The sequence below is a fragment of the Mesorhizobium sp. BR-1-1-10 genome (genome assembly GCF_020165595.1).
Classification (GTDB): domain Bacteria; phylum Pseudomonadota; class Alphaproteobacteria; order Rhizobiales; family Rhizobiaceae; genus Mesorhizobium; species Mesorhizobium australicum.
Genome location: NZ_JAIUIL010000007.1, coordinates 79,937 through 94,122 on the forward strand (window position 1 = coordinate 79,937; position 14,186 = coordinate 94,122).

Sequence of the window (14,186 nt, forward strand, 5' to 3'; positions counted from 1 at the left end):
CATTTCTGGAGCGATAGCAAGCCTAGGCTTGGGAAAAGATCGTTCAACCCACGATCGCGAAAGCTTCGCGCGTGGCGCCGGAGGCTGTCCTGACCGGCTTGCGGCCAATCCATTGGACATGCCGTCCCAATGTTGTCGCGGCCGATTCGGTGTTCCCCTGCCGCAAGGCGGTGAGGATCGCCCGGTGGTCCTGGTCGGTGCGCGTCTCCCACTCCGAGCGCCAGGCCGCGAACAGGAAGCGGGCGCTCGCCGCGTGCAGGTCGTCTATGGTGGCAAGCAGGCGGGGCATGCCACAGGGCGTCAGGATCAGCCGGTGAAAGGCGCGATTGGCCTCCTCCCACGACCTGACGTCATGGGATTTGTCGCCGGCTTTTGTCGCCTCCTCGGCCTGGTCGAGAATGGCCGAGGTCAGATGCGGCGCGGCTTGGCGCAGTGCCAGCACTTCGAGTGCGGCCCGCATTTCGGCGACCTCCTTGACCTCGCCCAGATCGAAGGCCGCGACACGCACGCCACGACGCGGCTCACTGACGGCGAGGCCCTGCGCCTCGAGTCGGCGAAAGGCCTCGCGCACGGGAACGTGGCTGGTGTTGAATTCCTCGGCGACATGATCCTGCCGCAACCTCGCCCCTGGCTCGATCGCGCCGGAGATGATGCGATCCGCCAAAACCTTGCCGATGCGGACCGCGATGGTGTCGTCAGTGCCCTTGGCCATGTTTTATAGATAATTTGCGACTGGGCTGCTTGTCGAGACGGCAGGGCGAATTCACAGGCGTCTTTTCACTGACGGCCCCGGTAGCAAGCCGTCAGGCGCTCAGTTCACGCGGCTGATGCAGAAGTCGATGACGTCGATCAGCGCCGATTTCTGCGGCGTCTCTTCCAGCGGCGCCAGCGCGTCGCGGGCGATCTCGCCGAAATGGCGAGCGCGCCCGATCGTGTCGGCAATGGCGCCGTGGCGGGTCATCAGGCCGATCGCCTTTTCCAGCCCGGCGTCGTCGGTGACATTGTCCTCGATGGCGCGCTTCCAGAAGGTGCGTTCGGCCTTGCTGCCGCGCCGGTAGGCGAGGATGACCGGCAAGGTCACCTTGCCCTCGCGGAAATCGTCGCCGACATTCTTGCCCAGATCCTTGCTGGTGCCGCCATAGTCCAGCGCATCATCGATCAGCTGGAAGGCAAGGCCGAGATTCATGCCGTAGGAACGCAGCGCCGCACGGTCGTTGCGGGTCGCCTGGGCGATGACCGGGCCAACCTCGGCGGCGGCCGAAAACAGCGCGGCGGTCTTGGCCTTGATGACGGCGAAATGCTCGTCCTCGGTGGTTTCGAGGTTCTTGGCGGCGGCCAGCTGCATGACCTCGCCCTCGGCGATAATCGAGGCTGCGCTGGACAGGATGTCGAGCGCTTCGAGCGAGCCGACATCGACCATCATGCGGAAGGCCTGGCCGAGCAGGAAGTCGCCGACCAGCACGCTGGCCTGGTTGCCCCAGATCATGCGGGCGGTCTTCTTGCCGCGCCGCATGCCGCTTTCATCGACCACGTCGTCATGCAGAAGCGTGGCCGTATGCATGAATTCGACCGAAGTGGCGAGCTTGACGTGGCCCTCGCCGGCATAGCCGAACATCTGCGCCGCGGCCAGCGTCAGCATTGGCCTGAGCCGCTTGCCGCCGGACGAGATCAGGTGATTGGCGACCTCGGGGATCATCTCGACGTCGGAGCCGGCCTTGGACAGGATCAGCTCGTTGACACGTCCCATATCGGCAGCAGTCAGATCGATGAGATCCTTGATGGAGGCGGGCTCCCGCTTCCCGTTTTCGATGTTGAGAACGACACCCACGACAATCACTCCCGTCTTGGTACAACGCGTGCGACGGCACCCTTAGTCCCGACAAGACTCTAGGGCCGCTGGCACGGCCACGGCAAGTGGCGAATTGGCGCGGCGGCGGCGACAGCGTGTCAACGCCGGGAAATGCGGGAATGCGGCCGCACGTTTACATGCACGCCGCAACCTGCGAGTTTCTTGCGATGATAGAGCTCATCCGCACCAACGACGCCGTCATCATCTCCTTTGTCGAATCGCTGATGCGCGATGCCGGGATCGGCTGCTTCGTCGCCGACCAGAACATGAGCGTGCTCGACGGCTCGCTTGGTATCCTGCCGCGACGCGTCATGGTCGATGCCGACCAGGCCGACGCCGCGCGCCGCATCCTGACCGATGCCGGCATCGCCAACGAGATCCGGGGGAAATAATGTCGGCCGCGCCAGCCGCCCTTGTCCCGGATACGCCGGCCCACACGGTCGACGCGTTCCACCGCGGCCGGTTCTGGCTCGTGCAGCCCAAGCATGGCGGCCATCGCGCCGGGATGGATGCAATGATGCTGGCCGCATCCGTACCGTCCTCGTTTGGCGGACGGCTCGCCGATTTCGGGGCCGGCGCCGGTGCTGCCGGTCTTGCGGTGCTGTCGCGCTGTCCGGGTGCCCAGGCTGTGCTGGTCGAACGCGCGCCTGAGATGGCGGCCTTCGCGGCAGCCACGCTTGCCCATCCGGGCAACGCGCACCTCAGCGATCGCGCTGCCGTGCTCGTCGCCGATGTCACCGTGTCGGGCCGCGCCCGGGCCGCCACCGGCCTTGCCGACAATGATTTCGACTTCGTCATCATGAACCCGCCTTTCAACGCCGCACGGGACCGCGCCACTCCCGAGCCGCTAAGAAAGGAAGCCCATGTCATGGAGGACGGACTGTTCGAAAGCTGGATCCGCAGTGCGGCGGCGGTTGTCAGGCCGCGCGGCGGGCTTGCCGTCATCGCCCGGCCCGAACAGCTCGGCGCCATTCTCGACGCGATTTCAGGCCGCTTCGGCGAAGCCGAGATGCTCGCCGTGCACCCTCGCCCGGACGCGGCCGCAATCCGCATTATCGTGCGGGCGGCACTTGGGGCACGAGGAAAGCTCGCCATCCGTCCGCCCCTGATGCTTCACGCGCGATCGGGCAACGGCCCCGACGAGCGCAGCGAAATGATCACCAACGGGCTCGCCTCGCTGTTCGGAGACTGAGCTGTTGGCGGCCTACACATTGCCGTTGGCCGGGAAATCCCTACATGCCTGCAACCATCGCCGGAGACCACGCCATCGTGAAACGTCTTTTCAACCGCCTGCTGCCGAAGTCCTGGCGCTCCTCCGTCGTCACCGTTCCGGTCATCCGACTGCACGGCACCATCATGGCCGGCGGAGGCCAGTTCCGGCCGAGCCTGTCGCTTGCTTCCACCGCCGGACTGATCGAAAAGGCGTTTTCCTTCGAGGCGCCGGCGGTCGCGATCTCGATCAATTCGCCGGGCGGCTCGCCGGTGCAGTCACGGCTGATCTTCAAGCGCATCCGCGACCTTGCGGTCGAGAAGAATAAAAAGGTCCTGGTCTTCGTCGAGGATGTCGCGGCGTCCGGCGGCTACATGATCGCGGTCGCCGGCGACGAGATCTTCGCCGATCCCTCCTCCATCGTCGGCTCGATCGGCGTGGTGTCGGCCTCGTTCGGTTTCCCGGAACTGATGAAGAAGATCGGCGTCGAGCGCCGTGTCCACACCGCCGGCCAGAACAAGGCGGTGCTCGATCCGTTCAAGCCCGAGAAGAAGGAAGACGTCGAGCGGCTCAAGGTGCTGCAGCTCGAAGTGCACGAGACCTTCATCGATCTGGTCAAGGAGCGCCGCGGTACGAAGCTGGCGGACGATCCGGACCTGTTCACCGGTCTGTTCTGGACCGGCAAGCGAGGCCTGGAGCTCGGCCTCGTCGATGCGCTGGGCGACATGCGCACGGTGCTGAAGACCCGCTTCGGGCCGAAGACCCAGCTCAGGCTGGTGGCGGCGCCGCGCGGTTTGTTCGGCCGCTTTGGCCTGTTCGGCTCGAGCAAGGGCTTTTCGGCACCCGATATCGCCGCAGTTGCCGCCAGCGGCGTCATCGATGCGGCGGAAGAGCGCGCATCGTGGGCGCGCTTCGGGCTTTGAAAAAGCCATGAAAGCGTCTAGCATGGTTGCCCGAAAGACCCGACCGGCCGGTCTTACCGGCCCAGCGTGGTAGGAGTTTGACATGCCGCAGCTCATTTTTTTCGCCGTCGTCGGCGTCGCCGCCTATTTCGGTTACCGCACCTTCGTGCGCGAGGCTGAACGCGTGACGGCCAAGGTGCGGCGCACCGAAAAACAGGCGGCCAACGGCGCGATGGGAACGCTGGTCAAGGATCCGCAGACCGGCGAATACCGGCTGGCCAAGGACTGACCCTCATTTCACTCGCAATCGAGACTGCGGAATCCGGTCAGCGTGTCCGGACATGGGCCGCACCCGCCAAGATAAACCTAGCTTTGCACGTCACCGGCAGGCGCGCCGACGGCTATCATCTCATCGAAAGCCTGGCTGTGTTCACGCGCTTTGGCGACAGGATCGAGATCGCGCCGGCCGACGCCGATGAGTTCAGCGTGTCCGGCCGCTATGCGGCGGACGTACCGCTCGATGGCGGCAATCTTGTGCTGAAGGGCCGCGACGCCCTGCGGCAGGCCGCTGGCGTTCGGAGCACGCCGCCGGTAAGCATCAGGCTCGAAAAGAACCTTCCGGTCGCATCCGGCGTGGGCGGAGGATCGAGCGACGCGGCGGCCGTGCTGCGCGGGCTGACCGAGAGCTGGGGGCTGGAGCTCGACAGCGCCGAACTGGCGCGGATCGGTCTTTCGCTTGGCGCCGATGTGCCGATGTGCCTGGCGGCAAAGCCGCTGGTCGCGCGCGGCATTGGTGAGGAACTGTCGATGGTGCCGGATTTTTCAGCACTGGGTCTCGTGCTGGTCAATCCGGGTGTGCCGGTCTCGACGGCGGAAATCTTCGCCGCACTTTCGCATCGCGATAATGAGCCGCTGCCGCCGCTGCCGCGCAGTATCGAGTTTCACAGCCTGCGCAACTGGCTGGAAATCACCCGCAACGATCTCGAGCGGCCAGCCCTTGCGATGCAGCCCGCCATCGGCAGGGCGCTTTCGTGGCTTGATAAGGCCGGATCGGGCTTTTCACGAATGTCCGGATCGGGCGCGACGTGCTTCGGCCTGTTCGAGACCGGCAATGTCGCCAAGCGCGCTGCGGCCGAGATCCGCGGCCGCCAGCCCGACTGGTTCGTCGCGGCAACGCGCAGCATGGCGTCGGAGGCTGGGCGAGATGGCCAGAATTGACGAGAGCCGTGCCTTCATTCCGGTGCGCATCGCGGTGCTGACTGTTTCCGACACACGCAGCCTGGCCGACGACAAATCCGGGCAGACACTGGCCGATCGCATTACCAAGGCCGGCCACATCGTGGCCGCCCGCGATATCGTCACCGACGACCGCGAAAAAATCCGCGACACCGTTCTGGCGTGGTCGCGGGACAAGGCCGTCGACGTCGTGATCACCACTGGCGGAACCGGTTTTACCGGACGCGATGTGACGCCCGAGGCGCTGGAGCCGATCTTCGAAAAGCGCATGGACGGCTTTTCGGAAGTGTTCCACCGCATTTCCTATGACAAGATCGGCACCTCGACGATCCAGAGCCGGGCGACCGGCGGTGTCGTCAACGCCACTTTCGTCTTCGTGCTGCCGGGATCGCCCGGCGCCTGCAAGGACGCCTGGGACGGCATCCTCGAGCCACAGCTCGATTACCGGCACATGCCCTGTAACTTCGTCGAGATCATGCCGCGCCTGGACGAACATCTGCGGCGCGGCAAATCGGCGTCGTAAGCAACGCCACGCAGAGCCGTTGCAAAAATCACCCCCGAGAGCGGTGCTTCGGCTGCGCTGGCCAGATTTCGGCGTCGAGCCGCCTGGTCGCCAGCCCGCGCGCTAAGGCCTCGGCGGTGCCGTCATTCTTGGACAGCGACGCCGCCTGTCGCTTGCTGATCACCAGTCCGTCGGCGAGCGCGCGGTTTGCCGAAAAGACCCGGGCCAGGAACGGTGGACGGCTGCCCCGCGCCCGCGAGAACCGGGCCGCTATTGTCTGCCTGGCCGTATGGGCGACGACGGCGTCGATCCAGCCCTCCACCAGCCTCGCACCCGGTTCGAGAAACAGCAGCCAGTCACCCTTGGCCTGGCGGATGCCGGCGGCGATGCCCCCGCTCCCCACATAGTGGCAGCCGGCATGCTCGGCGACGCGATGCGTCTGGTCGCTGGAGCCCGTGTCGCAGACGACAACCTCGCGCACCACGCCCTCGACCGCGCCGCCAATCAGCGTCGCCAGCGTAAGAGCGAGCCCCTCCTCGTCATTGTGCGTTTCAATCAGAACACTGAGCATGGTTAGCCGAATAGCGGAAAGCGTTGGTCGGCGCCAGTTTTTGCAGCGCACCATAGAAAGTTCTTGATTTGTTCTCATCGACAAAATAGGAACAGTTTCATGAGCAGAGCGATTCGACACAACATGGACAGTCCCTGGGAGCGGGCGAAGATGGAACCGATCATGCGCGCCGACATTGCAGCCTTCGGAGCAGGGCGAGCCGAAATGGCCAACGCGATGATCGAGCAGAGCGGCATGCGGGTCCGTCCGGACCGCAACCGCGGCCGGTCGGCAGGCATCAATCCGTCCGGCCGGTTCGAACCTGTCAGCCGGCATGTCTTCGACGACGGCTGGAGTTCGCTGGAGGAACTTCCTCCCTTTAAGACCGAGGTGCAGGTGGAAAAGCCGCGCACCATCATCACCCGCAACGAATCGCCCGACATCTCCTTCGACCGGTCGATCAATCCCTATCGCGGCTGCGAGCACGGTTGCGTCTATTGCTTCGCGCGGCCGACACACTCGTTCATGGGCCTGTCGCCGGGCCTGGACTTCGAATCCAAGCTGTTCGCCAAGCCCGACGCGGCACGCCTGCTCGACAAGGAATTGTCAAAGGATGGCTACCAGCCGCGCACCATCGCCATCGGCACCAACACCGATCCCTACCAGCCGATCGAGAAGCAGTACCGGATCATGCGCGAAATCCTCGAAGTGCTGGAGGCGCGCGGCCACCCGGTCGGCATCGTCACCAAGTCAGCCCTGGTCGTGCGCGACATCGACATTCTGTCGCGCATGGCGGAGCGGGGCTTGGCCAAGGTGGCGCTGTCGGTGACGACGCTTGACCGCATGCTGGCCAGGACGATGGAACCTCGGGCATCGACGCCGACCAAGCGGCTGGAGGCGATCAGGCAGCTTTCGGATGCCGGTATCCCCGCTTCGGTGATGGTGGCGCCGATCATTCCGGGCCTGACCGACCAGGAGATGGAACGCATCCTCGACTCGGCGCACTATGCCGGGGCGCGCGAAGCCGGCTATGTGGTGCTGCGCCTGCCGCTGGAGGTCAGCCCGATCTTCAAGGATTGGCTGCTGCGCCACTATCCCGACCGCTACCGCCACGTCATGTCGCTGGTCCGTTCGATGCGCGACGGCAAGGACTACGATTCGGAATGGGGCAAGCGCATGAAGGGCGCCGGGCCCTATGCCTGGCAGATCGGCCGGCGCTTCGAAATCACCGCCAAGCGGCTCGGCCTCAATGCCGAGCGGCGTACACTGCGGACCGACCAGTTCGTCGCTGCCGGCAAGGACCAGGAGCAGTTGATGCTGCTCTGAACCGAAAATCGCCTCGGCTGTTCATTGCCGCCGTGGCAAAGAAATCCCGTCCGGCCTGCCCCGGCCTGCAGACGGTGCCCTCCCGGTCCGGCGCCCCACCCGACCCGGAGGGACTTGCGGAGAATCGGAGCCGATGCGAACCTCGCCGCAACATGGCTCGCGCGCGTTCTGATTCTCCGCCTCTCTTCGAAATCGTCGAGAAACCCGATTTCTCCTTCGAGACGAAGGCGATGGCCGATGGTTTGTGGCCGGTCGCGGGGATGGACGAAGCCGGCCGCGGCCCGCTCGCGGGTCCCGTGGTCGCGGCGGCAGTGGTGCTCGACCCCGCCAATATTCCCGAGGGTCTCGACGATTCCAAGCGGCTTAGCCACCTGCAGCGCGAAGCGCTGTTCCTGCACATCATCGGCTCCGCTCTCGGCGTCTCGATGGCGTCGATCAGCGCCGAGGGTATCGATGGCACCAACATCCTCAAGGCGAGCCTCGAAGCGATGCGCCGCGCACTGGTCGGGCTGCCGGTGCAGGCTAAGCTCGCGCTCGCGGATGGGCGCGACGTGCCGCCGGGATTGCCCTGCGAGGGGCGCGCGCTGATCAAGGGCGACCAGCGCTCCCAATCGATCGCCGCAGCCTCGATCGTCGCCAAGGTCATGCGCGACCGCATGATGCGCGGCTGCGGCAATCATCACGGCCGCTACGGCTTCGAAGTCCATATGGGCTACGCCACGGTCCGGCACCGCACGGCAATCGAGGCGCATGGGCCAGTGGCTCGGCTGCATCGCACCTCGTTTGCGCCGTTTCGGCTGGGCGGGACGGATGTGGTTGAGGAAGAGAGCTTGGCCGGGCTGGAGTAGGGCGACGGCAGTGGCAATTCCATCTTCCCCACGAGGGCGGAGATTGGCCGCTTTGACGCGCCGCTTTCTCCCAAACAAAAAAGCCGCCAGGTTGACCGGGCGGCTTCGTGTCAGCGACTGAAGAACGCTCAGTTCAGCTTGGCCTTCACATCCTGCAGCGCGGACCTGAACAGGTCGGCTCCGGCCTTAGCGTCAACCTTGGCGGCGAGCAATGCGCGTGCCGCCTCGACGGCTATATCGACGGCGCTGGCCCGCACTTCGGCAACCGCGTCACGCTCGGCTTGGCCGATCTTCTGCTCGGCAAGCGCGGTGCGCCTGGCAACATAGTCCTCGGTCTTCTTGTGGGCGTCGGCAGCCAGCAGTTCGGCCTCACGCTTGGCGGCCGCTACAATGTCGGCGGCCTCCTGCTCGGCTTCCTTGCGCTTCTTCTTGTATTGGCCGAGCAGTTGCTGGGCTTCGTCGCGCAGCTTGCGGGCCTCGTCGAGCTCACTGCTGATCCTGGCGGCGCGGGCGTCGAGCGCCTTGGCGATCATGCCGGGCACCTTGATGTAGATGGCGATGGCCAGGAAGATGATCAGGGCAATCGTGGCCCAGAGCGTTGCGAGAGATGTAGCGTCCATGATGCGCTCCTCACCGGGCCACGGATTTGACCGCGGCCGCGATCTCGGCCTTGCTGGCCTTGCCGCCAACGAGCGCCTCGACGATCGCCGAAGCGGTATCCTCGGCGATGCTGCCGACTTCCTTCATGGCGTTGGCCTTGATGGAAGAAATGCGTGCCTCGGCCTCGCCAAGCTTCTCATCGAGCGCGGCCTCGATCTTCTTGCGCGCGGCGTCGGCTTCCGCCTTCGCCGCATCGCTGGCCTGCTGGCCGATCGAGTTCGCGTTCTTCTTGGCTTCCGCCAGTTCCTGTTCGTAAGCGGCAACGGCGGCGTCGGCCTCGCCCTTCAACTTGGCCGCCTGGTCGAGATCCTGGCTGATGCGGTCGTTGCGGACATCGATGATGCCGCCGACGCGCGGCATCACGACCCGCTTCAGGAACAGGTAGAACAGCCCGAACGTGATCGCCAGCCACAGAAGCTGCGACGGAAACGTCTCCGGATTGAATGGCGGAAACGTGCCGTGCGCTTCGGCAGGCACGCTGGTGCCGGAATGCGTGTCGCCTCCGGTCGCAGCGTGGCTGGTGTCGGCTGATGGCGCGGACTCTTGCGCGAAGGCAGATGTCACGAACATGGACTATCCCCAGATATCAGGCCCGCCGCTTGCGCGGCCGGCCTGTCCAATCTTCTCAGTACTCAGCCGAACAGGGCCAGCAGCGCAATGAGAAGCGAGAAGATGCCCAGAGCTTCGGTCACGGCGAAGCCGAAAATCAGGCGGCCGAACTGGCCGTCGGCGGCCGACGGATTGCGCAGCGCGCCCGAGAGGTAGCTGCCGAAGATGTTGCCCAGGCCAATGCCCGCGCCACCCATGCCCAGGCAAGCGATGCCGGCGCCGATGTACTTTGCTGCTTCTGCGTCCATTTGTTCAACTCCTTTGGATCTGAAAATTCCGTTGCTATTCCATCCGGCGTCGTGCCGGAAACCTGATTAGTGCGAAGGATGGAGGGCGTCGTTGAGATACATGCAGGTCAGCACCGCAAAGACATAGGCCTGCAACAGCGCCACCAGCAATTCGAGCGCCGTCAACGCCACCGCCATGGCTAGCGGCAGGATCGATCCCGCAATGCCGAGCGCACCCAGCGCACTGAGGCTGACCACAAATCCCGAAAAAACCTTCAGCGTGATGTGGCCGGCGAGCATGTTTGCGAACAGACGAACCGAGAGGCTGACCGGGCGCGACACGAAGGAAATCACCTCGATCGGAACGACAAGCACCATCATCAGGAGGGGCACGCCCTTCGGCACGAACAGCTTCAGGAAGCCAAGGCCATGCTTCATGAATCCATAGACGATCACGGTGCCAATCACCATGATGGCCAAACCGAAGGTGACGATGATGTGGCTGGTGATGGTGAAGAAATACGGGAACAGGCCGAGCAGATTGGCGACCAGCACGAACATGAACAGCGAGAACACGAAGGGGAAGAATTTCATGCCCTGCGTGCCGGCGGCATCGCGCAGCATGTTGCCGACGAATTCATAGGCCATTTCGGAGACCGACTGCAGCCGGCCGGGAACCAGGCTGCGGCTCGACGTCGTCAGGTACAGGAAGGCCGCGGCAATGACCACGGTCGCGACCATGAACAGCGCGGAATTGGTGAAGGACAGATCATAGCCGCCGATCTCGATCGGAACCAGCTTGATGATATGGAACTGGTGGATCGGATCGACCTTGTCAGCTGCCACGTTCAAACCCCGTCAATGCCGCGCACGGCTAAATTACCATTGCCGCGCCAGGGCGGCTATTTGCTGTCGCCTCGGTCAGGACGCGATTTATCGCCCTGTCCGAATTCCGCCACAACGCCAGCTGAACGCATGACATTGAGCACGCCGGCGCCAAAACCAAGCAGCAGGAAAATGATCAGACCCCACGGCGATGTCCCCGCCATACGGTCGATGATCCAGCCGATGCCGGCGCCTACCACCACCCCGGCGATAAACTCGCTGGATAGCTTGATCGCCTGACCGTATCCGGTCACTGGTTTCGCGTCGTCTTTCCCCTCGAGCCGGTTCGGCAGCCTTGTCGCAAGCGATGCTCCAAGTTCACGCCGACGTCGCTCAAGATCGTCGTCACGGATTTCGGGGTCATGCTGCTTGCCGCGGCCGGTTTCTCCGGTTCCGTCTGGCCTGTTTTTCTCGGCCATCGCAACCCCCCTGCCCGGGCAGACCGTCACCGTCCGTCCGCTTCTAAAGTCGCCGGCAACATAGTTAGAGGGTTTGCGCCCGTCAAGCCACGGAGGGAAGTTCCGCGCTGTGTATTTTAGTTAGTAAAATCAAATGGTTACAAAGGTGCGACATCGTGCCCTTTGCGATCGGCGGAATGCGCCGCGCGAATCCCCCCGACAATGGCTCTCCGATCGATCGTGCGACCGCGCGAAAAGACGGGCGGGCGGCGGACCGTTCAGCTCCAGCCACCACCATAGGTCCGGTAGAAGATATGCAGGCCGATCTTGGTCATCTTCTGCATCGTGCGGGCCCAGCCGGGATGGACGTAATTGGCATAGTAGTGGGTCGACGATCCCACTTCCGGAATGAAGATCTTGCCAGCGGTGACGGCCATGCCGACATCCTGAGCGGTCTTGTAGGCGACCGGATTGTCGATGCGCTTCTTCCTGCCGTCGCAGGCGAAGGAGAACTGGCAGCGGTTGAACCAGCTGTCGTTCTGGTAGACGACGCCGCAGATCGAATTGGGATAGGCGGGGTTGCGGACCCGGTTGAGGATCACCTGGGCGACGGCGGCCTGACCGCGCACGGCTTCGCCGCGGGCCTCGAAATAAATGCCGTTGGCCAGGCACTTCTGCTCCGGCTTGGAGAAGACGCTGGCCGGAAGCGGATTCTGGATCCATGAATGGTCGCCCTTGGCCATCGGCGGAATGAAGCGGCCGCTGTTGGGCTCTTCATCCTGAAGCAGGGCTTCAAAGGGCGAGGCCTTGGCATAGTCCGGCGCGGATTGCGCATAGGCGGTCGCCAGCACATCGGGATGGTCGTTGTTGACCAGGGCCGCAAGCATGGCCGGCACGCCGGGATCCGGCTTCTTGTCCTCACGCGCATGGAATGCCGCGGCGATCTGGATTTCCTTGCCTTTGATCCGCGGCTTGGCGAAGGCCATTTTCAGATCGCCGTCCATGCTCGGCCGCATCAGCGAGGAGGTCCGCTGGAAGATCGAGCCGGCATTGAAGTTCTTCGGTGGCGCCACGGGAGAGACCTGGACGATGCGGCCCTTCTTGTCGGCGCGCACGACGCGATCCTCGTCGGGCGACCCGCTGACCTTGCCGCCCTTGCCGCGAAACGAGACGGCGCCGACACCGGGAAGGCGAACACCGGAACCCGAGATCGAGCTGGTGATGTCGGAATCGACGAACGGCATCTCGGCGGCGTGGACCGAACCGGCGACGGATTTCTCGACATAGGAATTCCAGCGCGTGGTCGGCGATTCAAGGCCGGAAACGAGGCTGGTCATGTCCTGGTAGGCAGCGACGGTCGGAAAGCCGATCCAGATACCGAGACCAATGATGAACGGAGACACAAGGCTGCGTTTCTCACCGGCGGCGGCCATCAGCCGCTTCAACACACGTCGATGCACGGAACTCTCTCCAGGAACGCAACTGACCCCACTGGAGAGCAAAATGATGCATTAACCTTGATGGGACGTTAACGAGGTCGGTCAGGTTTTCTCGGTCGGCTAGAGGTCGTGGGTTCGAAGTCGGGCGATTTTGCGACGGGAAGCTCAGGTCCGCCGCAGGAAGATCGGCCAGGCGACCAGGGCACAGGCGGCTGCCGACAGCCACACGCCAGGCCATGACCAGAGGTGCAGCAGCCCTGGAATGGCCACCGGAACCAGGAAGAAGCCGACGAAGACAAAGCTGTTGGCAAGGCTGAGTGCGGTTCCGACATGGCCTGCACCGGCAAGCGTGGCAAGCTCGGTATAGGCAACGCCGTGCCAGGCGGAGACCGAGATGCCGGCAATGACAAGCACCAGGGGCAGGACAGCGATCAGGAAGGATTGGCTGGAAGGCGTTGCGTGAGCCGCCAGAACCAGCAACCAGAGCACCACGAAGGCCAGCGCGCTCAGCGCACAGCACAAGCGGAGAAATTGACGGCGGTTGCCGTGGCGGTCGGTAAAGCGGCCGCTCCAGACGCGCATGACCATGGCGCCGACCTGTACAGCGGCGAGGCTGGCGCTGATCGCCGTCGTGCCAAGCCCGGCGAAGTCGTGCAGGAACACCGATGCGAAAGTGAGGACCGCCACCTGCGGAAAGCAGAGCAGGCCGATGGCGGTCGAGATGCGCCAGACCTCGACGTTGCGCAACGGTGCCGGTCCGGCAACGTCGGATGAGACGGCCTCACCCGCCATCGGCGGTTCGTGCAGCCAACGCCAGGCGAACAGGGCGGAGAGAGCGGATGCCGCCGCCAGAAGCCCGAACACCGCAGCGAAACCGAAAGCCAGGGCAAGCGAAGGCAGGACGAGCGCGCCAAGGCCGCCACCAAGCGGCACCGCCGTCTGCCGGATGCTCATGGCAAAACCACGCTCATTCTGCCGGAACCAGCCCATGATTGCGCGGCCGCTCGAGCCATTGACACTGCCGCCGAGCAATCCCGTGACGAGCAGGCTTGCCGCCAGCAACGTGACATCGGGAATGCTTGAGCTTGTCGGCACGACGAGCATCGCCATCGCAAGCAGCCAGGCCGCCGTTGCACCGAGGCCGATCAGAAGCACGCGGCGATCCCCCCAGCGGTCGGTGAGCAGGCCCCATGGCAACTCACTGAGCGCAACCCCCAGGCCAAGAAGACCGAGCGCCAGGCCAAGCTCGGCATTGCTCAAGTGATAGCCTTGGCGAAGCACGACCGCCGTTGCCGGTATGCCGGAGAAAGTCGCCGAGAAACCGGCGTTCGCGGCCACCCCGATGCCCAGGACCTTCCAGCGGTGGTTGGGGCCAAAGGTCCGGCCGGCCGCGGTCATGGCAGTGCCTCGCCCGGATAGCTGGCAATCGTTGCGAATGACGGTGGCAGACATGATTCCATTCCCGTGACGCCGGCCGAGCGGCCTTGACGGGAGGCATATAGCGCCATAGCTTCATCCATAAAATCAGGAAGATTTTGATCGATA

18 protein-coding genes are annotated in these 14,186 nt (G+C 64.2%); 8 read left to right on the forward strand and 10 right to left on the reverse strand.

Features of this window, described 5'->3' with window-relative positions; translation table 11 throughout:
- Positions 1-43: 43 nt before the first annotated feature.
- Together LB555_RS16690 and LB555_RS16695 are read right to left on the reverse strand one after the other, a co-directional pair.
- A complete protein-coding gene (locus tag LB555_RS16690; protein WP_015318843.1) occupies positions 44-712 on the reverse strand; it encodes a GntR family transcriptional regulator in 669 nt (222 codons plus the stop codon).
- Between the two features lie 99 nt (positions 713-811).
- Entirely contained in the window at positions 812-1,828 is a 1,017-nt protein-coding gene (locus LB555_RS16695; RefSeq protein WP_015318844.1) for a polyprenyl synthetase family protein, read from the reverse strand.
- Positions 1,829-2,016: 188 nt separating this feature from the next.
- Here LB555_RS16695 and LB555_RS16700 point away from each other — a divergent pair, with 188 nt between their 5' ends.
- From LB555_RS16700 to moaB, 6 genes are all read left to right on the forward strand, one after another.
- Positions 2,017-2,241: a DUF2007 domain-containing protein gene (locus LB555_RS16700; RefSeq protein ID WP_015318845.1), complete on the forward strand. Its 225-nt coding sequence runs from the start codon at positions 2,017-2,019 to the stop codon at positions 2,239-2,241.
- Positions 2,241-3,041 (forward strand): tRNA1(Val) (adenine(37)-N6)-methyltransferase, encoded by an 801-nt coding sequence (locus LB555_RS16705; RefSeq protein WP_015318846.1) that lies wholly within the window; start codon positions 2,241-2,243, stop codon positions 3,039-3,041. Before LB555_RS16700 ends, LB555_RS16705 begins: the two co-directional genes overlap by 1 nt.
- Before the next feature lie 77 nt (positions 3,042-3,118).
- Positions 3,119-3,982, forward strand: a complete 864-nt coding sequence (locus LB555_RS16710; RefSeq protein ID WP_140617598.1) for a S49 family peptidase — start codon at positions 3,119-3,121, stop codon at positions 3,980-3,982.
- A gap of 82 nt (positions 3,983-4,064) precedes the next feature.
- Positions 4,065-4,250 carry a membrane protein gene (locus tag LB555_RS16715; protein WP_015318848.1) on the forward strand — a complete coding sequence of 62 codons (186 nt, stop codon included), beginning with the start codon at positions 4,065-4,067 and terminating at the stop codon, positions 4,248-4,250.
- Between the two features lie 5 nt (positions 4,251-4,255).
- Positions 4,256-5,179 (forward strand): 4-(cytidine 5'-diphospho)-2-C-methyl-D-erythritol kinase, encoded by a 924-nt coding sequence (locus tag LB555_RS16720; RefSeq protein ID WP_224683447.1) that lies wholly within the window; start codon positions 4,256-4,258, stop codon positions 5,177-5,179.
- The gene (gene moaB / locus LB555_RS16725; RefSeq protein WP_140788095.1) at positions 5,166-5,720 is read left to right on the forward strand and encodes a molybdenum cofactor biosynthesis protein B; all 555 of its coding nucleotides are present in this window, start codon (positions 5,166-5,168) and stop codon (positions 5,718-5,720) included. The genes LB555_RS16720 and moaB overlap by 14 nt, the downstream gene beginning before the upstream one ends.
- 28 nt (positions 5,721-5,748) lie before the next feature.
- Here moaB and LB555_RS16730 read toward each other — a convergent pair whose 3' ends face one another.
- Complete coding sequence (locus tag LB555_RS16730; RefSeq protein WP_224683297.1) at positions 5,749-6,270, reverse strand: glycosyltransferase; 522 nt, start codon at positions 6,268-6,270, stop codon at positions 5,749-5,751.
- Between the two features lie 150 nt (positions 6,271-6,420).
- On the opposite strand from LB555_RS16730, the gene LB555_RS16735 reads away from it, so the two are divergent.
- Together LB555_RS16735 and LB555_RS16740 are read left to right on the forward strand one after the other, a co-directional pair.
- Entirely contained in the window at positions 6,421-7,575 is a 1,155-nt protein-coding gene (locus tag LB555_RS16735; RefSeq protein WP_224683448.1) for a PA0069 family radical SAM protein, read from the forward strand.
- 152 nt (positions 7,576-7,727) lie between these two features.
- Positions 7,728-8,423: a ribonuclease HII gene (locus tag LB555_RS16740; protein WP_224683298.1), complete on the forward strand. Its 696-nt coding sequence runs from the start codon at positions 7,728-7,730 to the stop codon at positions 8,421-8,423.
- 128 nt (positions 8,424-8,551) lie between these two features.
- Here LB555_RS16740 and LB555_RS16745 read toward each other — a convergent pair whose 3' ends face one another.
- From LB555_RS16745 to LB555_RS16775, 7 genes are all read right to left on the reverse strand, one after another.
- Complete coding sequence (locus LB555_RS16745) at positions 8,552-9,043, reverse strand: F0F1 ATP synthase subunit B (RefSeq protein WP_015318854.1); 492 nt, start codon at positions 9,041-9,043, stop codon at positions 8,552-8,554.
- Between the two features lie 10 nt (positions 9,044-9,053).
- Complete coding sequence (locus LB555_RS16750; RefSeq protein ID WP_140823349.1) at positions 9,054-9,653, reverse strand: F0F1 ATP synthase subunit B; 600 nt, start codon at positions 9,651-9,653, stop codon at positions 9,054-9,056.
- A gap of 62 nt (positions 9,654-9,715) precedes the next feature.
- Positions 9,716-9,940 carry a F0F1 ATP synthase subunit C gene (locus LB555_RS16755; RefSeq protein WP_013896722.1) on the reverse strand — a complete coding sequence of 75 codons (225 nt, stop codon included), beginning with the start codon at positions 9,938-9,940 and terminating at the stop codon, positions 9,716-9,718.
- A 66-nt stretch (positions 9,941-10,006) separates the two neighbouring features.
- A complete protein-coding gene (locus tag LB555_RS16760) occupies positions 10,007-10,765 on the reverse strand; it encodes a F0F1 ATP synthase subunit A (protein WP_140617330.1) in 759 nt (252 codons plus the stop codon).
- Positions 10,766-10,821: 56 nt separating this feature from the next.
- Positions 10,822-11,223, reverse strand: a complete 402-nt coding sequence (locus LB555_RS16765) for an AtpZ/AtpI family protein (protein WP_140724727.1) — start codon at positions 11,221-11,223, stop codon at positions 10,822-10,824.
- Positions 11,224-11,480: 257 nt separating this feature from the next.
- Positions 11,481-12,662, reverse strand: a complete 1,182-nt coding sequence (locus LB555_RS16770) for a cell wall hydrolase (protein ID WP_140878098.1) — start codon at positions 12,660-12,662, stop codon at positions 11,481-11,483.
- A gap of 144 nt (positions 12,663-12,806) precedes the next feature.
- Complete coding sequence (locus LB555_RS16775; protein WP_041163510.1) at positions 12,807-14,093, reverse strand: MFS transporter; 1,287 nt, start codon at positions 14,091-14,093, stop codon at positions 12,807-12,809.
- Between the last annotated feature and the right edge of the window lie 93 nt (positions 14,094-14,186).